This is a genomic window from Bacillus sp. BR3(2024) (assembly GCF_039134555.1).
GTDB classification, from domain to species: Bacteria; Bacillota; Bacilli; order Bacillales; family Bacillaceae_G; genus Bacillus_A; species Bacillus_A cereus.
This window is the reverse complement of record NZ_CP152433.1, coordinates 3,353,914-3,377,267: the sequence shown is the minus strand read 5'-3', so window position 1 is coordinate 3,377,267 and position 23,354 is coordinate 3,353,914. Positions and strand designations below refer to the sequence as shown.

The following is a 23,354-nucleotide window of genomic DNA, read 5'->3' as shown; positions in this document are numbered from 1 at the left end:
GTGGAGACAATGTTAAGTGCAACTGCTATTACAAAGTTAAGAGATGGAAAACTGTTGTTAGCTACTACATATAATGGCTTATTTGTTGAACAAGACGGAGAATGGAAACGAATTTTAAATGGTTTTCAAAAACGAATTAGGGATTTACATAGCGAAGATAATGTAGTTTATGGTGTAGGTGACGAAGGGATTTTTATTCGCAGTATGAATGGTGGAGAGAACTGGACAATTCAGCGTTTTCCAACAAAAGCAACGAGTTGGAATGTATGTAGCAATGTACAAGGAACTGTTGTTGCTCATGGAGAAAAAACGCTGTATCTTTCTCATAATTTCGGTTTGACATGGGAAACTATTCATCCGTTTCTTGAGTATGGCAGTGCGGCACCGTCTATTCGATCATTATTTTTATATAAACATTACTTATTTATTGGTACGAAAATACATGCTAAATATGGTGGTGTTTGGCTCTTTGATTTGAAGACACGTAAATTAAAGAGGATTAAAATTGCGATGAATCAAATGATCTCCGCGTTGACTTTACACAATTCTTATTTAGTAGCGGCAAGTGGATCGTGCAAGGGAGTTAGCGGGAATATTTCTTATTGTAAAATAGATGAAAGTATTGCAAGTGAAAAAATATATTGGCATACATGTCAAAGTGAGCAGAAAGCAAGTAGTTATTTAGACTTAAGTGTAGATCAACATGTTTTATATACAACTTCAACGCAAAATAAGGCGGGGATTAGTAGTGTGTGCCGTGTGCTTCTTGAAGAAGGTATTGTTACAGTATGTGATTCAGTTAAAGGGCACGGATGGCGCATTGTTAATCAAAAAGATGGTTATGTAGTAGCCGGATCAGGTGAATTAAAAGCAATGCAGTGGGAACAAAAAATAATTTAAGAAAAAAACTTTACTTTTATTATATTGATATGATATAGTATGTTTAAACCATTTTACTTTTAATAATATAGAGATTTAAATGAGCTGTAACTTCCGAGGAGGATAGCAATGTTAAATCTCCTCAGGGGTTGCAGTTTTTTAATATCTGGCTTATTATTGTAAGGTGGTTGAAAATGAATATGTACATATAGGTACATTGTAGGAGGATTTTTTTCATGCAAAACGGTAAAGTAAAATGGTTTAACTCAGAAAAAGGTTTCGGTTTCATCGAAGTTGAAGGCGGAGAAGACGTATTCGTTCATTTCTCAGCTATCCAAGGCGAAGGCTTCAAAACTTTAGAAGAAGGTCAAGAAGTTACTTTCGAAGTAGAACAAGGTAACCGTGGACCTCAAGCTACTAACGTAAACAAGAAGTAATTTTTGAAAAAAGAAGGGCTCGCCCTTCTTTTTTTTTGCATTTTTATAGATGTCCTCCTACTTACATATCATAACAAGACTGAATTTTCATTCATTTATTCGGAGTATTTTTGTATAAAGTACATGAATAAATAAATACTGAAAATAAAGTGTTTGTGTGAAAAGGAATTTAGAAAGAGGTAAATAAATTGAAAAACGCTACACATTTCATTGTGTTTGATATTGAAAGGAATTTCAGACCGTATAAATCAGAAGATCCATCAGAAATAGTTGATATCGGAGCTGTAAAAATAGAAATAGGTACAATGAAGATAATTGAAGAATTTTCGGAGTTAGTAAAACCAAGTGCACGATTAACTCGTCATACAACAAAATTAACCGGTATTACGAAAAAAGATTTAATGGGTGTAGAAAAATTCCCTCAAATTATAGAGAAATTTATTCAGTTCATCGGCGAAGGTTCTATATTTGTTTCATGGGGAAAAGAAGATTATCGCTTTCTATCTCATGATTGTACATTATATGGTGTTGAATGCCCAAGTATAGAAAAAGAAAATAGAATTGATTTGCAAAAATTTGTTTTCCAAGCATATGAGGAATTGTTTGAACATACGCCAAGTTTACAATTTGCGGTAGAACAGCTCGCTTTAACGTGGGAAGGAAAACAGCACCGTGCTTTAGCAGATGCTGAAAATACAGCAAATATACTTCTTAAAGTATATAGCGAGAGAGATATTAATAAGCGATACAAAAGACATGGTGAACTTGAACTTGTAAAAAACGGAAAACTAACAGAAAAAGCGAAAAAAAAGATGCGAAAATGGGTATTTAAAGAACTAAAGAAAAATACAGAACGCCCTTTTGAATGGAGTACATTTGAAAGTAGTGACACGTGGGAAAGTATAACGGAAAGATATTATATAAGTGAAAATACAGTAGAACTCCTGAAAAAACATTTTCGTACAGCAGTGAGAAAAGCGGAACGGCAGATTAGGTATTTGGCTGAGATGGAGGAGAATACAGAGGTTAAATGAATTTCTCCTCCACCTCTAACTACATACATGTAATAACAGCGTATTGATATTAAATAGGCATCAACTTGTTGTTGTGATTGTGCATTATAATTGCTTTGGGAGTGTTAAGACGTAATAAGAGCTTTAAACCGTATTAATAAAATAAATATATATATAAAGAAAAGATTGTAGTTTAATGGAAACAATCTTTAACATTTTAACTGTTTTAGTTTTTGGGATAATATTTACCACACAATTAGCATTAACTACACTTTCTTTCATAGTAAAGAAGAATTGGAAAAAACTTAATATCTCTTTAAGTTGTGGTGTATTAAAGTTTAAAATAGAAGAGTAAGATTGAGCTTTGTACAAGGGAGGTGTGATAGTGGTAGACTTGGATATTAAAGATGTCACAGTAAAGATGGAATTAAACGGTGTCTTTTGGAATGAGGATCGGATTGCTGAAATGAAGGTGACTACAAAAGAAGAGCATTCTGTTATTCTTCGTCTAGTAGTTGATTTAGAAAGTAAAACTATTAGGGCGACGAGTGCGGAAATAGTGAATGGATCCTGCCCTCTGTGCAAACAGAAAAGGGACGAATGTAGTGAACTTAATGACTTGCAAAACAAAATGGAAATTTTAGAAGAAGCCTACGATTGGGTGAGAGAACATCCGGAATATCGTTTTCAATTATCTTTTTACGAGTACAATAAATTTGAGGTAGTAAAGTGAAATTTGCATCTTAACAACTTATAGAAGGACTTGGTCAAATAGAAATATTGAAGTAGATATTTCTAATGGAAATAAGCTTGTATAACAAGGAAGGGATGTATTTGATTCTGCAACAAATGTCATCTTGCATCAAAAAAATTTGAAAATAAACATGTTTTATTATAAAGCAGAAAAATCGATTCTTAGTAGAATCGGTTTTTAATATAAACAAAAGAGCGCTTATTATAAGCGCCCAGTAACAACAGTTATATGGAAGTATTTATCCCGTAAAAGCCCGATTGGTGAGGGTTAATAATTAGTGGGGGATGAACAAAACCCCACTGATTAAAGTTTCACTTTATTCAATACCGCTCGGATCAAACGAATACTGCTGCTTATTCTCAATCCGCTCAATCACATCTTGCAGCTCATCTGGCTTCAGAAACTCAATAGGAGAGAAGCCTTTTTCAAATGTAAGTGTGTCTGCTTCAATCATAAGTACATATCGATCATTTACCTTCGCAATATGTATTTGATCCCCGAAATCAGCAAGCAGGGCCTTCACAGAGATATGATCTGCTTTTAGTTTTAATTCGACTTCAGGAGCATGCTCGACGATTTGAGCAGTTGCTTCCATTACTTCTTCGGTTGAAAATTGTTCCATAATTTCGCGTTTCGGACTGGCAGCCCATACTTCCATCGCTTGGTCGAATTGTTCGCGTTCTTCCGTACCTTCTTCAAATACATCTTCAATTTGGTCGTATACCATGTCCATTACTTGTGTTTTCATAATTTCAGGCATAGAGCGTTCGTATTCGACGAATTTTAAGAAGTCTTCAAAGTAGCGGGCATGTGATGCTTGGTGTATTTTTAGTTCGCCTACTTCAACCATACCTTCTTCAGGCATGTACGGATATTGGATAGATTTCATATTCTTTGTTGTGATGGCCATTTCAACGTTACGAATCAGTGTTGATTCATCAGAAATAGAAGCAACCTTTGGTTCAAAGTCGCATTTCATTACGAATACGAATGGATCATCAAAGTATTTGCGTAGTTTTGCCTGAGCAATTAAAAATACACCACCACGTACAGCGCTTGTGTCAAGATATGTATAAACGAGAGGTTCGCTCATATCTTTAAAGTTTTCTTTTGTTTCTGCAAAGCGAATACGATTAAAAAGGTTGTAATGAGGGTTTGAATCAAGTTCGTGCCCTTCTTCTACAATAAAGCGACCAATTTTTGTTGGGGCTTGTTCTGTTTTTGCATGACGTTCTACTTTTCGCTTCGATATTTTTAATAACTCACCATTCAAAAATTCTTTTAAGGAACTATCTTCATATTCTTCAGCGTCTAAAGTTTGAAAATGTTTGTAGCGTTTATCAACTGCTTCACCTTTTCCTTCTACTTGTACAACATAAAAGGAAAGATAATTTATTTCAAAATCCATATTTATCACCTTGTTTCATTTCATTAACTCTTATCAGTATAGAGATGGAAAAAACTTTCGTCAATTTATATAAGGAAGGGGAAGCCCCTTCCTTTATATAATCTTTATTTTCTCGATTAAAATCCGTCTTCTAATGCTGCGAATGGAATGTTTAGTCTGTTTTCTACTGTGCGTAAACGTTGGTTTAAGCGGTTTAGTCTACGTGTATGGCGCTCAACTGTATTTTCTAGTTGACGAACTCTTTGTTCAAGCTCATTTACGCGTCTTTCTAATTGACGATTTCCAGTGCCAGGAAAAGAGATTGGAAGTTGGAATTGTCTATTTTGGTCATATGGATTCGTGTGCTCTGCTTGATCTATATAAGATTGATATTGTGTTTGTAAGTCATACTGTGGTTGTTGGTACGCATATTGATTATATGGATCATATGGATTGTAGGGATACATAATAACATCCTCCATTTCTTTAAAATAGGTTGAATTCACCATAATGTATGTGCAAAAGCGGAGTGGTGGCACGGCAAATACCTATTTATGTTGACGGGATTTCTCTTTATCCCGCTATTTGCTGGGCAATAAGACCCCCATGTCAAAATTCAGCAGAAACAAAGAAGGTCGGGATGCCCGTAAAACCCCCACTGATTACAGTTTCACTTTATAAAAAATAGCTTGAGGGTTTTTGATTTGTATTTCTTTTGCTTAATGGTATATACTGGATAAAAGAGAGAGTTTACATAAAAGTTACAATTCTATCAAACTCAAACTTTTATGTAAATATGTATAGACATTTATAAAAGAAAAGAGTAATTTATATAGAGTGAAAAATAACTTGTAACATTTTATAAACATATTGTAAAATGATTGTAACAAAACATACATGAAAATGAAATAAATACATAATAGTGATGTTGGGGAAAGGGAGAGAGTATATTGTTCCGTAAAGTAAAGGGTATATTGGTTGGGGTGTTATGTGTAGCTATAATGAGTGGCTGTGGTGCAAAAGTAAGTGATGTTGCATTGGTAAGTGATATTGGTGGGCATACTGTAGAGGCTAAAGCAGAAGTGCAGGATACTATTAGTTTAGTTGATGGTCGAACTGGTACTGAAGTGAAAAAATTAGATTTATCTAGTTTAGGCTATTTTGAAGATGAAGCGAAATTTAAAAAGTCTGTAACAAAGGTTGTTGGTGAGGTTGGAAAAAGCGTCGACAAAAAAATGGTTCCTTCACGTATAGCACCTGATGGAAGTTGGCAAGAAGGAAAACCTTCTTATGAATTAATGGAAAAAGAATTAGTAGATAAATTGTTAAATGTTGGTATGTGGGATGCTACGTATCAGTTGCCGATCGTGGAGAAAAAACCAGTCGCAACATTAAGTGATGCGCAAGGAAATGGTACGGTAATTGGTAGATATGAAACGAACTTAGGTGGTTCAACAGGTGGCCGTATTGAGAATATTCGTTTGTCAGCAGCGAGCATAAATGGAGTTGTGTTAGCAAAAGGAGACCGTTTCTCTTTTAATTCATTAATCGGTGATACAACACCAGATAAAGGATATCAATTAGGGAAAGAAATAGTTGATGGTAAATTAGTAGATGGATATGGCGGTGGTGTTTGTCAAACATCTTCAACTTTATACAATGCAGCAGATCAAGCTGGTCTGAAAATGGTGGAGAGAACTACACATTCTAAAACGGTAGGTTATGTTCCACAAGGAAGAGATGCTACAATTGCATATCCATACTTAGATTTAGTATTTGAAAATCCGAATGATGCACCTGTGAAGCTTTATATGGGCATTCAGGGTGGAAAGCTAGTTGCTGAAGTACATAAAATGAGATAAGAGTTAAAAAGCCACCTTTTCTAAAAGTTAGAATGAAGTGCACCCCAATTGTTAGACACAGTCTAACAATTGGAGGTGCATTTTTTATGGCTAAATTTTCTTCAAAAGAAAAAATCCAAGCGGTGAAACGATATTTAGATGGTACAGAAAGTGGAAAAATAATTGCTAAATCTATAGGAGTTAACCCTAGCGTACTTCGTGAGTGGATTAGACGATATGAGTCTTCAGGTGAAAAGGCCTTTGAAAAGTGCTATACATTCTACCCAGCCCAGTATAAACTAGATGTACTTTATTATATGAATGAACACGGGACATCTATCAGAGAAACAGCGGCACTTTTCAATATACCGTCTTATGAAACACTTCGGAAATGGAAAATAGCTTATGAAACAGGAGGATTGGATGCCCTACAATTAAAGAAAAAGGGGCGTCCAACCATGAAAGATAAAAAAATAAAACCAGTAGATGAAGGATCAATCGAAGCCTTACAAGCGGAAAATGAGCGTTTACGTATGGAAAATGCATATTTAAAAAAGTTGAATGCCTTAGTTCAAAACAAAGAAAAATCACCAAACAAGACAAAGCGCAAGTAATCTACGAGTTAAGGCATGAATTTCCTATCAAGGAGTTACTTCAACTCGCAAACATTCCACGTAGTACGTACTATTACTGGATGAAACGTTTTAATCGTCCTGATCCAAATGCGGAGGTAAAAGAACTGATTCAAGCTATTTATAATGAACACGATGGGTGTTATGGTTATCGTCGTATTCGTGATGAACTTATGAATCGTGGACACAAAGTAAATCATAAAAAAGTGTATCGCCTTATGAAAGAATTAGGGTTAAAATGTCTGGTTCGTATGAAAAAATATCGCTCTTACAAAGGGACAGTTGGGAAAATTGCGCCAAATATTTTAAATCGCAACTTCCAAGCTGAAAAACCAAATGAAAAGTGGGTTACAGATATTACGGAGTTTAAATTATTTGGGGAGAAGTTATACCTATCACCAATGTTGGATTTATTTAATGGTGAAATTATCACTTATACAATTGGCCCCAAACCGACCTATTCCCTTGTTTCAACGATGTTGGACCAAGCACTTTATTGTGTAACCGATCCGGATAAACTCCTCATTCACTCTGATCAAGGTTGGCACTATCAAATGAAACAATACCGTCATTCTCTTAAGAATTGTGGCATAACTCAAAGTATGTCTCGCAAAGGAAACTGTTATGACAATGCCGTTATTGAAAATTTCTTCGGTATCATGAAATCGGAATTTCTGTATCGAAAAGAATTTGAAAGTATAACACATTTCAAACAAGAATTAGCAAAGTATATAGAATACTATAACCATAAAAGAATTAAGGCAAAATTAAAGGGTATGAGCCCAGTACAATACCGGGCTCATACCCTAGAGGCTGCCTAATGAAACGACCTGTCTAACTTTCGGGGGTCACTTCAGAAAAGGTGGCTTTTTATTATGAAAATAAAAATGTATGTAAATTCTGACTTTTCTTATTTACATAGGATGATTTTAGTTGTATCCTTCATAGTAACGGTTATATGTAATGGGAAAATATAGGGATAAGGAGATGAAGTTATTCATGGTAAAAATTCATCCGAAAACACGTATTGGTCATGTTGAATTTAAAGTGAAAGATTTAGAGCGTCAAATTGCTTTTTATGAGAATGTTGTAGGATTAGAGGTAATTAAGCAAGAGGGGAATAAAGCATATTTATCTGGAAAAGGTGGAAAGAATGCGTTACTTGTTCTTGAAAAGTTAGAGGACGGGGTACTGCAAGAACCGCGTACGACTGGTATATATCATGTAGCCTTTTTAGTTCCGACTCGTGAAGCTTTTGCTTCTGCGCTATTTGGGGTTCTTCGTAATAAGAATGTAATTGACAGCCCGGCTGAGCAAGAAGGGCGTTATACATATTCAAATGAAATTTTACCAATTTCAAGGTTTAATAGTGCAAGTGATCATACATATAGCGAAGCTTTTTATTTGCAAGATTTAGAGGGGAATGGTATTGAAATTTATGCAGACCGTCCGCGCGATCGATGGGGAGAAGGGCCAGGAGGAAGTACACCACTTGATTTAAAAGAATTGGCAACATTCGTTGATTATGAGTTTGATGGTTTGCCTGCTAATACTGTCGTTGGGCACGTACATTTACGAATAGCTGATGTAGAGAAATCACATGAATTTTATGTGGAAACAGTAGGTTTTGAAGTACAACAGCGTGAAGAGGATTGCTTATTTATTTCAGCAGGGGGATATCATCACCATATTGGTGCAAATACGTGGAACGGAGTAAACAATCCACACCCACCAGTACATGCAACTGGGCTAAAGGTGTATACGATTGTACTACCGTATAAAGAAGCGTTAGATGAAGTGAAAGAAAGATTAATAGAAAAACAACATGAAATAAATGAAACTACAAATGGGTTTGTGGTGGTAGATCCAAGTGGTATTACAGTGCAGTTTGAAATAGAAGCAGTGTAAAATAAGCGAGAAAGTGTATAATCACTTTCTCGCTTATTTGTGATCATTCATAGCTCAATCCAATATCTTCTTACTACATTCCCATCTTCCTCAGTGAAATCATCATCACGAAGCCCGCCGTTATGTAAAATCGTTTTTTCAGAAGCGGTATTCACTGCGTCGCAAACGACAAGTACTTTCGTGATGTCTAATTCCTTCGTTTTTTCTAATGATAATGCTAGTAACTTCGTAGCATAACCTTTTCTTCTTTCAGAAGGGCGAATGCCATAACCAATATGACCGCCAGCGTTAAATAAATGTTCGGTTAAACTATGACGTATATTAACAGCTCCCACAATTTTATTTTCATCTGTAACAAGCCAATATGTAGAGTCTGGTACCCAAGTTTCAGGGATATTTATTCCGTTATGCGCATCGAGAAGTTCTTGAACCATAGCTGGGAAGTTGGCAGGATTTTTTGAGATAACCCACGGGATCATTGTTTCACCGCTATCTTTCCATTCGTTATAGAAATCTAAGTATTCTTCTTGTAAATCAGTAGTAGGTGTAAGTAACGAGACGTTCATTGTTAGTAAGCTCCTTTATTTATGTATTTTTTATAAAAAATTATGAAACAAAATGAAAGCGTTTTCTAAAATTTCTCAACCTAATTTCATGCAATCCACCTTTGGTTTTTTAGAAAATTAGTGAAGGTTTAAAATCAGGAGTTATTTATTTTATGTTAATATTTAAAATATTAACATAAAACAGTCGGAGTATTAAGTGTATTTTAGTGGTATTCTTTCATGGTGATAAATGGATGTTTGTGATAATTTTTGTTTTATCTATCTATAATGAATGAAAGGGGGAAGTGCCCGTGAGTGTAGATTTTGATTTTATTATACGAATCGGTGTTGCTGGCTTGTTAGGAGCAATGATTGGTATTGAAAGAGAAATTCGATCGAAAGAAGCTGGATTAAAGACTCATTTCCTCGTAGCGGTAGGAAGTGCGTTAATAATGGTTGTTTCGAAATATGCCTTTTCAGATATTGTGTATGAAGAGCATACGTCTCTAGACCCAAGTCGGATTGCAGCACAAGTCGTTAGTGGAGTTGGTTTTTTAGGTGCAGGCACAATTATTATTCAAAAGCAGGCGGTGAAAGGATTAACGACCGCGGCTGGTTTATGGGCTACTGCCGGTATAGGATTAGCAATTGGAGCGGGAATGTATGTAGTAGGCATTGGAGCGACGATTCTCGTTTTAATTGGTTTAGAAATTGTAAGTCGTATTTTTAAGGTGCAATTTCTATTTCCACAAAATATAACAGTGCAAATGTTTGTAAATAAACATGAAGCGATACAACAAATATTAGAAACACTACAAGTGAAAGGCATCCCAATACTCTCATATGAGGTGGAAGCTTCACAGCAAGGTACAGAAACTGTTTATAAGGTAGGAATGCAGCTGAAAAATATATCGTCAGAAGAAAAGAATGAGTTTATTCAGCATATGCAAACATTACCGGAAGTTACGTTTATAAAGTTAAAATCATAGTGTTGAAAACGAGGATAGATGTAGCAGAAATTTTGCTATTATCTATCTTTTTTTGATCTAAAATGCACGGAAAGTCAAGCGTTAATTTTACATGAAATGAATATATGTGTGAACGTTACCTTATTTTTTCTCAATACAGGACAAAAAGTAAAAATAGTAAAATAATGGAGCGGGACACTAAAAATGTAAGGTAGGGGAGAGCATGAAAAGCTATTCAAAGAAAATGTTAGTAGGGGTAAGTTTTGCTAGTTTAATGTTAGGGAGTTTTCAAGGGGTCAGTTTGGCAGAAGTTACTAAGGGAGAGCAAGTTTCTTATCGAAATGTGCTCAAAATGGAGCCAGTCGGTGTACAACTACCAGTACAAGAATTAGCTCATTCATCGAAAGTGCTCGAAAGCAAGTCTTTTGAGAAAAGGCTACAATTTGCCGATTTATCACAAAGACCACCTGAGGTGAAAAAAGAAAGTAAGCAATTAGCTGTAGCGAAAACTTATACAATTGCTGAATTAAATCAATTAAGCAATCAGCAGTTAGTAGATTTACTTGTAACAATTGATTGGGAGCAAATTACGGGGCTATTTCAGTTTAATACAGACAGTCTAGCATTCTATCAAAATGATAGTAGGATGCAGGCGATTATTGATAAATTGAAGCAGCAAGGACAAGCCTATACGAAGGATGATTCAAAAGGGATTGAGACATTAGTGGAGGTATTGCGTTCAGGATTTTATTTAGGATTTTATAATTCGGAACTTAGTAAATTAAATGAACGGAGTTATCATGATAAATGCTTACCTGCATTAAAAGCGATAGCTAACAATTCAAATTTCAAGCTGGGTACATTAGAGCAAAATAGAGTGGTATCATCATACGGAAAGTTAATAGGAAACGCTTCGAGTGATGTGGAAACGATAACATCAGCTGCAAAGATTTTTAAACAATATAATGATAATTTTTCTACATTAGTAGATAATCTTTCAGCTGGAAATGCTATTTACGATATTATGCAAGGTGTTGATTACGACATTCAATCGTATTTGTACGATACGAGGAAAGCACCGAAAGATACAGTATGGTATCAGAAAATAGATAGTTATATTAATGAACTAAGTCGTTTTGCATTAATGGGAACGATTACAGCAAAAAACGGTTGGCTTATTAATAATGGCATTTATTATACAGGTAGACTCGGTACATTCCATAGTACAGGAACGAAAGGGTTACAAGTTGTAACAGATGCGATGAAAATTTATCCGTATTTAGGGGAGCAATATTTCGTAGCTGCTGAGCAAATCGCAACGAATTATGGCGGAAAAGATGCAAATGGTAAAGTGGTGAATTTAGATCAAATAAGAGAAGATGGAAAGAAAAAATATTTGCCAAAAACGTATACGTTTGATGATGGGGCAATTGTTTTAAAAGCTGGAGATAAAGTGACAGAAGAAAAAGTAAAACGTTTATATTGGGCGGCAAAAGAAGTGAAGGCACAATTCCATCGTACGGTTGAAAGTGATCAACCTTTAGAAAAAGGAAATCCTGATGATGTACTAACGATGGTTATTTATAATAGCCCAGCAGAATATCAATTTAATCGTCAATTGTACGGTTATGAAACGAATAACGGTGGTCTTTATATAGAAGGAACAGGTACGTTCTTTACTTATGAGCGTACGCCAGAAGAAAGTATTTATAGTTTAGAAGAATTATTCAGACACGAGTTCACGCATTATTTACAAGGTAGATATGAAGTACCAGGGTTATGGGGACAAGGGAAAATATATGAAAATGAAAGATTATCTTGGTTTGAAGAAGGGAATGCTGAATTTTTTGCAGGGGCAACGAGAACGGATAATGTTGTACCGAGAAAGAGTATTATAGGAGGATTATCTTCAAATCCAGCAGAGCGTTATACGGCAGAGCGAACGTTAAATGCAAAATATGGAACGTGGGATTTCTATAATTATTCCTTTGCTTTACAATCGTATATGTACAATAAGAGATATGATATGTTCGATAAAATACATGATCTTATTAGGAAAAATGATGTAACAGCATATGATGCATATCGCTCTACATTAAGTAAAGATGCGAATTTAAATAAAGAATATCAAGACTATATGCAAATGCTAGTTGATAATCGTGAGAAGTATAATGTGCCATTAGTATCAGACGATTATTTAGCGAATCATGCATCGAAGCCAGTTTCAGATATTGCAGCAGAAATAACAGCGGAAGCAAAATTGAAAAATGTATCAGTGAAGAAAAATAAATCACAGTTCTTTAATACATTCACACTACAAGGAACATATACAGGAACTGCAGCAAAAGGAGAATATGAAGATTGGAAAACAATTACACAAAACGTTAATGATACGTTAAAACGTTTAAGTGTAAAGGAATGGACAGGCTATAAAACAGTAACAGCATACTTCGTAAATTATCGCGTGAATGCATCAGGACAATTTGAATATGATGTTGTGTTCCATGGTATTGATACGGAAGAAGGGGCAGAGAATAAAGCACCAGTTGCGGTTATAAACGGTCCGTATAGTGGAAATGTAAATGAAGCAATTTCATTTACAAGCAACGGATCAAAAGATGAAGATGGGAAAATTATTTCATATAAATGGGAGTTTGGTGATGGAGCAGTAAGTAATGAGCAAAATCCAACTCACGTATATACAAAAGAAGGAGCGTATACGGCTAAATTAACAGTAACAGACGATAAAGGAGCAACTAATACTGCTACAGCGACTGTAACTGTTCAAAAGAAAGAAGATAACAGTGTAGAAAAAGAACCGAATAACTCATTCCAAACAACAAACAAACTGCAGTTAAATCAAGTTTTACGTGCTAGTTTAGGAAATGGCGATACAAGTGACTTCTTTGAAATTAATGTGGAGAATGCTAAAAACCTTCAAATTAACGTAACGAATGAAAATAATATCGGAATGAACTGGGTACTTTATTCTGAAGCAGATTTAAATAATTATGTTACGTATGCTCAGCAACAAGGGAATAAACTAGTAGGTAGTTACTACACGTATCCAGGGAAGTATTATTTACATGTGTATCAGTATGGTGGTGGAACAGGGAATTATACGGTGGAAGTGAAGTAGTAAAAAGGGAGTTGTCTTTTTCAATGAATGGCACAAGGTCTGTACTTTAATGAAAAAACAACTGCAGGAAATGTCCCTAATGATAATAACAAATTAAGTATCGCGAGATATTATATTTACATTAAACAAATCTAATCAGTAAATGAGATAAAATCGATGAACTAGTATTTCATCACGATGTAAGAAAAGTTATAAATATTAAGTGTTTTTAATTGAATTAAACTAAAGGATCAGAGTATATCTGTAACAATAGATAAGATCTGATCCTTTTATGTAATTAACTAAATAGAAAATTGTTATCACGTTAGCAAGGGATACTAATAGAAAAACGTGTCCCTTTACCTAATTCACTCTCTATCTCTATATCTCCGTTTAATTCTCTAATAATACTATAAGCAATCATAGTACCAAGCCCAGTTCCTTTTTCTGTTGTTGAATAGAATGGCAAAGCAATTCGTTTTATTTGTTGAGATGACATCCCAATTCCTGAATCAATAATATCAATTATGATATTTTCTTTTACTTTTTGTATATTTATTTGTAATAATCCACCATTTTTCATAGCCTCAATTCCGTTTTGGATGATGTTGTTTAGACAGAGTTTGAATTTTTCGGGGTCCCCATTTATATAAAAGGAATCTGTACTATTTTGTTTGATTTCAACTTTGTATGACAGAGCGAGTGGTGAAATAGTATCTTTCACCTGATTTAAAATGTGATTAATATCTATTTTCTCTTTTAGGGTGTTCTGTGGTTTGGTTAAAGATAAATAGTTATTAATAGTAGATTGTATTTGCTGCATTTCAATTAACATGATTTCTAAGTATTGCTCCTGAGATAGCTTAGAGGCATGTTTTTCATTTAATAATTGAGTGAATCCATGTACCGTGGTTAGTGGGTTGTGGATTTCGTGTGCAATTGACGCTGCTAGTTCGCTAGCTATATAAAATTTTTCAGCCCGTTGCAGTTTTTCTTTCATTTTATATTTCTCAATCATTTCCTCTATAAAATAAACTGATAATAATACTGTGAAAATATTAATGACTATATAATTTAATAAAAATTCTATGAGAGTAGAGTCTATTTTACCTCCTGTATTTATTTGAGTTACAATACCGCAAATAGAAAGTGAAGCTGTACATACTAAAATAAGAAGTAAGCTTAATAATATCTTTTTTTCTTTAAAATACATAGGTAATAAGTAACGAAAGAGCATTGTTATACCCAAAATAATAGTGAAGATAATAAATGATGGAAGAACGCCATTTCCTCCTAAGTAAAACCGGTAAGAAAGATATAAAATTCCTATAAAAACAATGTTTTTTGTATTTCCATATAGAAAAACTAATATAATAGGAATAAAACGTAAATCATAAATAAATCCCACATGTAAATGAAAAGGAAAAGTCATACAAAAAATAATAGCAATGGAGGAAAGGATAGAAAATAACATATTATTACATGTTATTTTTTCTTTAAACTCTAGCCAGAGTACGTGATAGCTAAGGATACAAATTATTATAATAAAGGTATTTAATAAAAGAGTAGAAATTCCCATAGTTTTGCATCTCCGATAGTTTGTAAGTAGAATTATGTATGAGTTGGACAAAGATGTTTAGTATTAGTAGACTTTTTATCTAAAAAGGAAGGGTACTTGAAAAGTGCTGTTATATTACTCGTATTAAAATCGATAAGGAAAATAGAAAAAATAATAGATAAAAAATCTATTTAAATTCATGTGCATATGAAATTATAAACTAACTTTTGTATAGGTAAAATTGGGATTGAGTTACTGATAAAATAAGGTTCTTTAAGTATGAATATTCTGTGAAAATGATATGTGTGGTGACTCCTGTTTTGTAGCCTTCGTTATATTAACATGGAATATATCAAATTACAAAGTGAAATTTTAGAAAAATTTTATTAGTACATTTTATCTGAAATAGAAATGCTATTTATTTGAGTATTTTGGTACTTCCTCGTATAAAACTTTGTTAGAAAAAGATTTTAAAATTTATAAGTTTTTTATGAAGTGTAATATTGTAGCTTTATCTATGTGGCTTTCTCAATAACTATTAAGGCGGAAAGTTAAAATATATAGGTTTATAGATATGAATTATTACATAAAAACTCACTTAAAAAAGGATGTATGATGGTAATAGAATACAAACATCAAGGGGGAACTTAAAATGAAGTTAAATAAACTAGTGCTTAGTTGTGGAGTAGTTTCAGCATTAACACTTGGTGTGTTAGGGAATAATACTTATGCTGAAGAAGTACACAAAACGAATGATCCAATTCATGTAGTTGAACATGTTTCTGCAGACTTATTATTAACCCAAACAATGGATTATAGTGGCGAGGCTGTAACTTCTTTCGTATATGATGGGAGTACTGACTTAAGCTTTTCTATGAAAAATAATGGTCAAAATACAATGGGATATAGTGTAAAAGGTCCAAATACAGAGCTAATTGTTGGTGGTTATATAAAACCTGGAGAACAACAAATTAATGTTACAAATGTACGGAATGCTTTATCTCCATTGCCGAATGGAACATATAAAATTTACGTTTCAAATGATGATGGTTCTAAGGGGCAATTCCAAGTTTCAGTAAGATCTATGAATTAAATTTAAAACGCTTTGTTTTTAAGTTAATTTAATCTTTACTTATTGGAAAGAAGCTAAAGTGAATTGAGAATTACCGATAAAAATGAAAACGAGCACCTTATCTAATTGTGAGAGGGTGTTCGTTTTTTGCTATTAAACAGAAAATAATTATAAATATATTTTGATATTCCCATTGCTAACCTACTAGATTGTGTCAACTAGAGAATGTCTACTATAAAACATATTAAAATAAAGATGATGTAACATTCCGCTAAATTATATGGGGAGATAGAAAAACCACCCTTATATGAGTGGTTTTAGTAATTATTTTTAGGTTATACATTTAAAATTAGGCTAAGTTATAGAAATAATAAACATTTAATCCGTTGTTATTATTTTGGTTCTGGATAATGATTGTAGTATGAGATTCTAATAAATTCTTGGTAGACATTTGTTAATTTTGCATCTCTAAGAGCATCGTTGAATTTTTGAATACGTACACTCCCTTGAGCGTAGCCTCCACCTGGAGTATAAGGGTTTCTTGCTTCAAAGTCATCCAAAAATACTTTTAATTTTTTATAGTCTTGAGATTGATAGAAAGCCACGGCCTCTTCAGGAGTGACATCAAAGTAAGAGGATGACGTTGAGTTATAAGAAGCTGCTTGAGCAGTAGGTGCCTCTAGCATAGTTGCAGCTCCACCGAACATAGTAAGCGCCATAGAAGATACAATAATTTTTTTAAACATAATAAAACCTCCATGTAGAATATTGGATTAATAGTAACCATGTAATCATTATAGTTACAGTGAAAATGATTATCAAATGCAATATTGCATAATATATTCCGCTATTTTTGGGCAGTAAGACTCCCGCCCAAAAATTCAATGAAAGCAAGGAAGTTAGATGGGAATCGGGAGGATTAAAGTTTCACTTTATTCTTTGAACGAGAAGTCACCTTTATATTTAAATGGAGGAGTGTAATAGATTAGAAGAGGTGTATAAGTTACTCAGGTTAACAAGAAAATGAAGAAGATATTTTTAATAGGGGAAAGCTTAATAACTGGAGTAAAGGAATTGCTATTTATATATTTAACATACATATTTGTCTTTTAAATTGTAGGCGTGTTTTAGAATTTGTATATAGTAAATTCGTTAAAAAACTTGATAAATAATAAAATATGTAAATTTTTTGACTATTTCATTAAAATTATTTAATATTTGTAATTTATTGTTTTATAATGATAAATGGGTCGATCGTGAATGTTTTAGATATTGCGATATATACTCGGATTAATTTATTCTAGGGAGGTTACAAAATTGGGTAAGAGAGTCATTATAAGAGTTTTTACATTATTATCAGTACTGGCATTATTCCTTAATGTATTTTTACCTAGGGCTAGTGCAGAGGTTATGACGCATGAGAAATATTCAATGGACTGGAGTTATAGTAATAGTCTAGGTAAGTACATTCGCACTGAAATGATTAAAAATTCAAGTGGTCAAATTGCTTATTGCTTAACCCTTGGATTAAAATCACCAAATGGTGAAGATCTTCCTGAAATGGGGAAAACAGATAATGTAGTATATAGAGTCTTATTAAATGGTTTCCCGCAAAAAAGTGCTGAACAGCTGGGAGTAGCTAATAAAAATGAAGCGCATTATGCAACGCAACTTGCGGTTTGGAATGCATTAGGTCAACTCGATGTAAATGAATTAAAACATGAGAATAAAAATGTTGAAAAAGCAGCTAAGGCTATTATTAGTAATGCTAATAATAGTGAAGAGACTCAAGATGTTTTTATGAATGTGATTCCTGCTGAAAAGCAAAAAGCAGAATTAAAGGGTGAATTCTTCGAAACAAATCTATATTCAGTACAAACAAATGCTAAGAGTGGTTCTTATAAGGTAGTAGCGAAAAATGCACCTAATGGAGTTAGAATTGTAAGTGAAAATGGAGAAGTGAAAGATCAGCTTTCAGTTGGAGAAAAATTTCGTATCCAAATTCCTAAGAATACAAAAACGGGTGAATTTAATTTAAGTGTTGCTGCTAATTTAACTAAAGTTCAAGCAATTGCTTACCGTGGTACGGATACTGTTCAGAATGCTACAGTACTATTAGAGAGAAATGAAGAAAAGCTTAGTAGTGATCTTGCAGTAAATTGGGAAGCAGCTGGTTCTTTAAAAATTAAAAAGGTTGGAGAAAATGGAGAAGTTTTAGCTGGTGCAGTATTTGAGGTCTTTAATGTAAATAATGAATCAGTCGGAAAAATCACGACTGGTGCTGATGGTATGGCAGAATTAAACAACTTACCAATTGGTACTTACACATTAAAAGAAATTAAAGCACCAACAGGCTATGTTTCAGATGATAAACCACAAACTATTGAAGTTAAGACAGGAGAAACAGGAGCTGTCCAAATAGTAAATAACAAAGTAAAAGGTAGCATCGAAATTAAAAAGCTTAGTGATTCAGGAAAGATTTTACCAAATGTTGAATTCACAGTCTTCACTGAAGATGGAAAAGAAGTGAAAAAAGTAGTAACAAAAGAAAATGGAATTGCAAACGTTGAAGGTCTTACGTATGGTAAATATTATTTCTTAGAGACAAAAACACCTAATGGATATATTGGAAATAAAACAAAGTATCCTTTTGAAATTAAAGAGCACAATAAAACACTTACTTTTACAGTGGAAAATACCGAAGTGAAAGGTAGTGTAAAATTACTAAAAGTAGATAATGAAGATATTAGTAAAAAATTAGAAGGTGCAGCATTCGAGCTAAAAGATGCAAGTGGAAAAGTAGTTGGGGAATATAAGACAGATAAAAATGGTGAGATTAACGTCAAAGATTTAGCGTATGGTAAATATTCATTTGTAGAAAAGGCTTCTCCAAATGGTTACGTTCTTGTTAAAGAACCAATTATGTTCGAAATAAAGGAACATGGAAAGATTATTGAGCTATTGGCAGTTAATCATCTTATCAAAGGTGATCTAGAAATTACAAAGGTAGATGTAGCTGATGGAAATAACAAGCTTCCAAATGCAGAATTTACGATTTATAACGAAGCAGGAAAAGAAGTAGTAAAAGGAAAAACAGACGATAAAGGAATTGCTAAATTTGAAAAGTTACCATTTGGAAAATACACATATAAAGAAACTGTTGCACCAAAAGGTTATGTATTAAATGAAGAAACGTTCTCTTTTGAAATTAAAGAGAATGGTCAAATCATTAAACACATTGTCAAAGATGAAAAGATTCCTTCAATAGAAACAAAAGCTACTGATAAAACAGATGGTACAAAAGAAATGCACACGTCTAAGTCTGTAACAATCCAAGATAAAGTGGAATTAAAAGACCTACAAGTAGGTAAAGAGTACACTTTAAAAGGTAAATTAATGGATAAAAAGACTAATAAACCATTCGTTGTAAATGGTAAAGAAGTAACAGCTGAAACGAAGTTTACACCAAAAGAAGCAAATGGTTCTATTACATTAGACTTCACATTTGATGCAACTGGTTTAGAAGAAAAAGAAGTAGTAGTATTTGAAGAGTTACTGAAAGACGGAAAAGTTGTTACGACACATGCTGATATCAATGATAAAGGTCAAACAGTTAAGTTCGTTAAGCCATCAGTAAAAACAACTGCTACAAACAAAGCTGATGGTGGAAAAGAGATTCATTCAAAGGATTCTATCACAATCCAGGATAAAGTGGAGTACACTAACTTAGTTGTTGGTAAAGAGTACACTGTAAAAGGAAAATTAATGAACAAAGCTATTAACAAACCATTACTAATTGATGGTAAAGAAGTAACAGCTGATACTAAATTTACTGCAAAAGAAAAGAACGGTTTTGTAACATTAGACTTTACTTTTGTTGGTGCTGAACAGCAAGGAAGAGAAGTAGTTGTGTTCGAAGACTTATTACATGAAGGGCAAGTAATTGCAACTCACGCTGATATTAACGATGTAGGTCAAACAGTTCGATTTGTAGAGCCTTCTATTAAAACGACAGCAACAAACAAAGCTGATGGTTCTAAAGAGTTAGACGCTTCTAAAACTGTAACAATCCAAGATAAAGTGGAATACAAAGACTTAATCGTGGGTAAAGAGTACGTAGTAAAAGGTAAACTAGTGGATAAAGCAACAAACAAGCCATTATTAGTTGATGGTAAAGAAGTAACAGTAGAATCTAAGTTTACTGCTAAAGAGAAGAATGGTTCTATCACATTAGACTTCACTTTCAATGCTTCTGCATTACAAGGTAAAGAAGTAGTAGTATTTGAAGAACTGTATCAAGATAATATATTAGTAGCTATTCACGCTGAAATTGAAGATAAGGGACAAACAGTGAAATTTAAAGAGGGAAAATCGGAACAACCAAAACCAGAACAGCCAAATTCAGGTAAAAATACGCCAACACCAGAGCAACCTAACGAGCAAGTAAAAGAACAACCACAACTTAAGAAAGAAATTCAATCTAAAATTGGATGGTTACCGCAAACAGGTACTAATCTTACAAGTTGGATCTCTATGGCTGCAGGAGCATTACTGTTAATTGTTGGTGGAGTGATTTTCTTAAAACGTAAAAATGCATAGAAATTAAAAAATAAGCACATCTGTTTTTATAACAAGATGTGCTTATTTTTATCATTTTAGCCAAGAAGACTCCTATATTTAAGTGTGAATGGCATTTAAAATAGCAACTTTATTTGTAGTAAATAATACATAATTTTGTTTTACTGTTTTAATTAAAATACGGTCTGTTGTCCCATAAGCTGTTCCAATACGTATTACATCTATTTCTTCAACACCAGCATAGGTAGCATCTTCGGTAACCTCAATCACATCACGTAATGGAATTGTAATCTCCGCCAATTGCCATGAAATAATTAACTCTTCATTTGTTTTTTTTACATTAATGCCTAGCATTATACCAAGACCCTTCAATAATAATATGCTACACTTCTAATCTTATTATATAAATTTTTAGATTTTTTATCTATATGTAGGAATAGAATTTATTTATATCTGTGAGCATTTTAATGATGTCAAACAAATAGAAGGATATACAGTCTTTCTGTTAAGAACTATATATAAACAAAAACAGACTTTAGAAGAATATATGGATCTACAAAAATAGAATTGAAGAATTAAACTGGCTATCAATAGACGTGAGATTGTAAAGGGCAGGGGATATAAATTAAGGTGTTTTTTTATTTTTTTGGTGAAGAGGGAAGGTATCCCTCTTCTTTTTTCATTCCTTGTAAAATTTGAGGATGTCTTAAGGGGGTGAAAAGATGGATTGTGTGGGTGTATTAATAAAGGCTACTTTAGGTGGCTTCTAGAGATGTTTTTTGAGGGAATACAATATTATAAGTTGTAGTATTCATTGCAGCAATTGACTATAGTATAGGAGCATTCACGTTGGGATATAACAGAGAATTATAGAGTAAAGTAGGATTCAAAAGCATTGTTAAAAATGTGGTTATTATAAGTTGTTTTTCTATCAAAATAATTAGCTTTTGTTCAAAATTTAAGATTATTATTTTATTATATGTAGTAACTATTTATATTATTTAATAATTACTTGGTTTACTATTAAGGTGATTATCTTACAAAAGTGTAAGGTTATTTTAATTGACACTCATATATATAAGTAACTATACTGGTTACACGATGTTGGTAATTATATTTAATAATCTCTATCTATAAGTGTATGTCCGAGGATTATTTTTGGAGTAATAGTTCGATTTTAAATTCATTATCTGCTATATAGTAATGCGAAGAACTTAATCTATCCTTTATTCAAGGTCGTATTATTTAAAGATTAATTATAAATGATATATTTACCAAATTGTAATAACTTGATAGAGGTGTTACATTTTGAAATACAAATTAATTGCTACAGGAATTCTTGCTGGAAGTCTATTATCCTACTCATCTAATACATTTGCAAATACTCATAAGTTCCCAGATGTTCCTGCATGGGCGGACAAATCCGTTAATTATTTAGTTGATAAACAGGTATTGAATGGCTATCCAGACGGAACTTTCGGTTCAAATGACTCATTAGACAGAGCTTCGGCTACAAAAATTATGACAAAAGTTTTAGGTCTACAAATTGACTCTAATGCAAAACCATCATTTACAGATTCACAAAACCACTGGGCGACTCCGTATATTGCTGCTGCTGAAAAAGCTGGTATTGTTAAAGGTGAGGGTAATGGAATCTTCAATCCATCCGGAAAAGTAACTCGCGCTGCTATGGCTACGATGCTAGTAAATGCATATAAACTACAAAGCACACCAAATCATAATGAGCAGGTTAAATTTGAAGATTTAAAAGGGCATTGGGGAGAAAAATATGCCAATATTTTAATCGGTTTGAAAATTTCCAATGGTACTGAGAACGGTTGGCAACCAAATAGATTTATAACACGTGCTGAAGCTGCTCAACTTACTGCAAAAACAGATATGATGCAACATCGTCAAAAAAACCCATTAGAAAGCAAAACAATTATTATTGATCCTGGACATGGTGGCGAAGATCCTGGGAAATCCACAAAGGGATTACCTGAAAGTAAGATTGTACTAGACACTTCTTTACGTCTACAACAATTACTTGAAAAGCATACACCATTTACAGTTTTATTAACTCGTCAATCTGATAATAGACCAGGACATGATCAAAAAAGTTCTTTACAGGAACGTGTTAAATTTGCTAAGAAAAATCGGGGTGATATCTTTATAAGCGTACATGCAAATGCTTTTAATGGTAATGCAAAAGGGACAGAAACATATTACTATAAATCTTCTAAATCTGAAAAAACAAATCCTCATGTGGAAGAAAGTCGTGTTTTAGCGGAAAAAATTCAAACACGTTTAGTAGAGGCACTTCAAACACGAGACAGAGGAGTTAAACATGGAGACCTTCATGTTATAAGGGAAAATGACATGCCAGCTGTGTTGACGGAACTGGCATTTATAGATAATGGTATTGATTACAGTAAATTATCTACGGAAAATGGCAGACAAATTGCAGCAGAAGCCATTTATGAAGGAATTTTAGATTATTATGAATGGAAAGGAAATAATGTATCTGAATATAGGCTGTAATAAGTAATTGAAAATATAGTAATTCTCGAAATGAAGAATTCTATAATTTTTTTAATTTTTTTAAACAACAATTTTAAATTTGTATTTAAAATTGTTGTTTAAATCGTTATTTTATGTTTTAAT

Annotated in this window: 18 protein-coding genes; 12 read left to right on the top strand and 6 right to left on the bottom strand. The window is 33.2% G+C overall.

Going from position 1 to position 23,354, the window contains the following annotated elements; genetic code table 11:
- The 4 genes from V7S45_RS17310 to V7S45_RS17295 all read left to right on the top strand — a co-directional run bounded on the left by V7S45_RS17310 (nucleotide 1) and on the right by V7S45_RS17295 (nucleotide 3,062).
- Complete coding sequence (locus V7S45_RS17310; RefSeq protein ID WP_000449495.1) at nucleotides 1-900, top strand: hypothetical protein; 900 nt, start codon at nucleotides 1-3, stop codon at nucleotides 898-900.
- Between the two features lie 215 nt (nucleotides 901-1,115).
- Nucleotides 1,116-1,316, top strand: a complete 201-nt coding sequence (cspB, locus tag V7S45_RS17305) for a cold shock-like protein CspB (protein WP_001179150.1) — start codon at nucleotides 1,116-1,118, stop codon at nucleotides 1,314-1,316.
- 188 nt (nucleotides 1,317-1,504) lie between these two features.
- The gene (locus tag V7S45_RS17300) at nucleotides 1,505-2,350 is read left to right on the top strand and encodes an exonuclease (RefSeq protein ID WP_000786419.1); all 846 of its coding nucleotides are present in this window, start codon (nucleotides 1,505-1,507) and stop codon (nucleotides 2,348-2,350) included.
- Nucleotides 2,351-2,714: 364 nt separating this feature from the next.
- Complete coding sequence (locus V7S45_RS17295; RefSeq protein ID WP_000227984.1) at nucleotides 2,715-3,062, top strand: hypothetical protein; 348 nt, start codon at nucleotides 2,715-2,717, stop codon at nucleotides 3,060-3,062.
- Between the two features lie 337 nt (nucleotides 3,063-3,399).
- On the opposite strand, the gene V7S45_RS17290 is transcribed toward V7S45_RS17295, so the two are convergent.
- Together V7S45_RS17290 and V7S45_RS17285 are read right to left on the bottom strand one after the other, a co-directional pair.
- Nucleotides 3,400-4,491, bottom strand: coding sequence for a DUF3900 domain-containing protein (locus V7S45_RS17290; RefSeq protein ID WP_000345046.1), 1,092 nt, complete (start codon nucleotides 4,489-4,491; stop codon nucleotides 3,400-3,402).
- 116 nt (nucleotides 4,492-4,607) lie between these two features.
- Nucleotides 4,608-4,937, bottom strand: coding sequence for a hypothetical protein (locus V7S45_RS17285; protein WP_000283715.1), 330 nt, complete (start codon nucleotides 4,935-4,937; stop codon nucleotides 4,608-4,610).
- A gap of 483 nt (nucleotides 4,938-5,420) precedes the next feature.
- On the opposite strand from V7S45_RS17285, the gene V7S45_RS17280 reads away from it, so the two are divergent.
- The 3 genes from V7S45_RS17280 to V7S45_RS17270 all read left to right on the top strand — a co-directional run bounded on the left by V7S45_RS17280 (nucleotide 5,421) and on the right by V7S45_RS17270 (nucleotide 8,851).
- Entirely contained in the window at nucleotides 5,421-6,332 is a 912-nt protein-coding gene (locus tag V7S45_RS17280; protein WP_342761434.1) for a VanW family protein, read from the top strand.
- Between the two features lie 86 nt (nucleotides 6,333-6,418).
- A protein-coding gene (locus tag V7S45_RS17275) for an IS3-like element ISBth10 family transposase (RefSeq protein ID WP_085963707.1) occupies nucleotides 6,419-7,764 on the top strand; the annotation gives its coding sequence in 2 pieces (ribosomal slippage) (nucleotides 6,419-6,860 and nucleotides 6,860-7,764; 1,347 coding nt in all).
- A gap of 142 nt (nucleotides 7,765-7,906) precedes the next feature.
- A complete protein-coding gene (locus V7S45_RS17270; protein ID WP_139256967.1) occupies nucleotides 7,907-8,851 on the top strand; it encodes a VOC family protein in 945 nt (314 codons plus the stop codon).
- Between the two features lie 47 nt (nucleotides 8,852-8,898).
- Here the strand turns inward: V7S45_RS17270 and V7S45_RS17265 are convergent, their stop codons facing one another.
- Nucleotides 8,899-9,417 carry a GNAT family N-acetyltransferase gene (locus V7S45_RS17265; protein ID WP_001103118.1) on the bottom strand — a complete coding sequence of 173 codons (519 nt, stop codon included), beginning with the start codon at nucleotides 9,415-9,417 and terminating at the stop codon, nucleotides 8,899-8,901.
- Between the two features lie 290 nt (nucleotides 9,418-9,707).
- Here V7S45_RS17265 and V7S45_RS17260 point away from each other — a divergent pair, with 290 nt between their 5' ends.
- Together V7S45_RS17260 and colA are read left to right on the top strand one after the other, a co-directional pair.
- Entirely contained in the window at nucleotides 9,708-10,385 is a 678-nt protein-coding gene (locus V7S45_RS17260) for an MgtC/SapB family protein (RefSeq protein ID WP_000109728.1), read from the top strand.
- Between the two features lie 202 nt (nucleotides 10,386-10,587).
- Entirely contained in the window at nucleotides 10,588-13,503 is a 2,916-nt protein-coding gene (gene colA / locus V7S45_RS17255; protein WP_342761433.1) for a collagenase ColA, read from the top strand.
- Between the two features lie 304 nt (nucleotides 13,504-13,807).
- On the opposite strand, the gene V7S45_RS17250 is transcribed toward colA, so the two are convergent.
- A complete protein-coding gene (locus V7S45_RS17250) occupies nucleotides 13,808-15,061 on the bottom strand; it encodes a HAMP domain-containing sensor histidine kinase (RefSeq protein WP_000513034.1) in 1,254 nt (417 codons plus the stop codon).
- 631 nt (nucleotides 15,062-15,692) lie between these two features.
- On the opposite strand from V7S45_RS17250, the gene V7S45_RS17245 reads away from it, so the two are divergent.
- A complete protein-coding gene (locus V7S45_RS17245) occupies nucleotides 15,693-16,133 on the top strand; it encodes a hypothetical protein (RefSeq protein WP_000773522.1) in 441 nt (146 codons plus the stop codon).
- A 371-nt stretch (nucleotides 16,134-16,504) separates the two neighbouring features.
- Here V7S45_RS17245 and V7S45_RS17240 read toward each other — a convergent pair whose 3' ends face one another.
- Complete coding sequence (locus tag V7S45_RS17240; RefSeq protein WP_000473482.1) at nucleotides 16,505-16,858, bottom strand: hypothetical protein; 354 nt, start codon at nucleotides 16,856-16,858, stop codon at nucleotides 16,505-16,507.
- Nucleotides 16,859-17,429: 571 nt separating this feature from the next.
- Between V7S45_RS17240 and V7S45_RS17235 the strand changes: the two genes are divergently transcribed.
- The gene (locus V7S45_RS17235; protein ID WP_342761432.1) at nucleotides 17,430-20,711 is read left to right on the top strand and encodes a VaFE repeat-containing surface-anchored protein; all 3,282 of its coding nucleotides are present in this window, start codon (nucleotides 17,430-17,432) and stop codon (nucleotides 20,709-20,711) included.
- A gap of 78 nt (nucleotides 20,712-20,789) precedes the next feature.
- On the opposite strand, the gene V7S45_RS17230 is transcribed toward V7S45_RS17235, so the two are convergent.
- Nucleotides 20,790-21,044 (bottom strand): hypothetical protein, encoded by a 255-nt coding sequence (locus tag V7S45_RS17230; RefSeq protein ID WP_000900694.1) that lies wholly within the window; start codon nucleotides 21,042-21,044, stop codon nucleotides 20,790-20,792.
- A 954-nt stretch (nucleotides 21,045-21,998) separates the two neighbouring features.
- Between V7S45_RS17230 and V7S45_RS17225 the strand changes: the two genes are divergently transcribed.
- Nucleotides 21,999-23,231 (top strand): N-acetylmuramoyl-L-alanine amidase, encoded by a 1,233-nt coding sequence (locus V7S45_RS17225; RefSeq protein WP_000875660.1) that lies wholly within the window; start codon nucleotides 21,999-22,001, stop codon nucleotides 23,229-23,231.
- Nucleotides 23,232-23,354 lie beyond the last annotated feature (123 nt).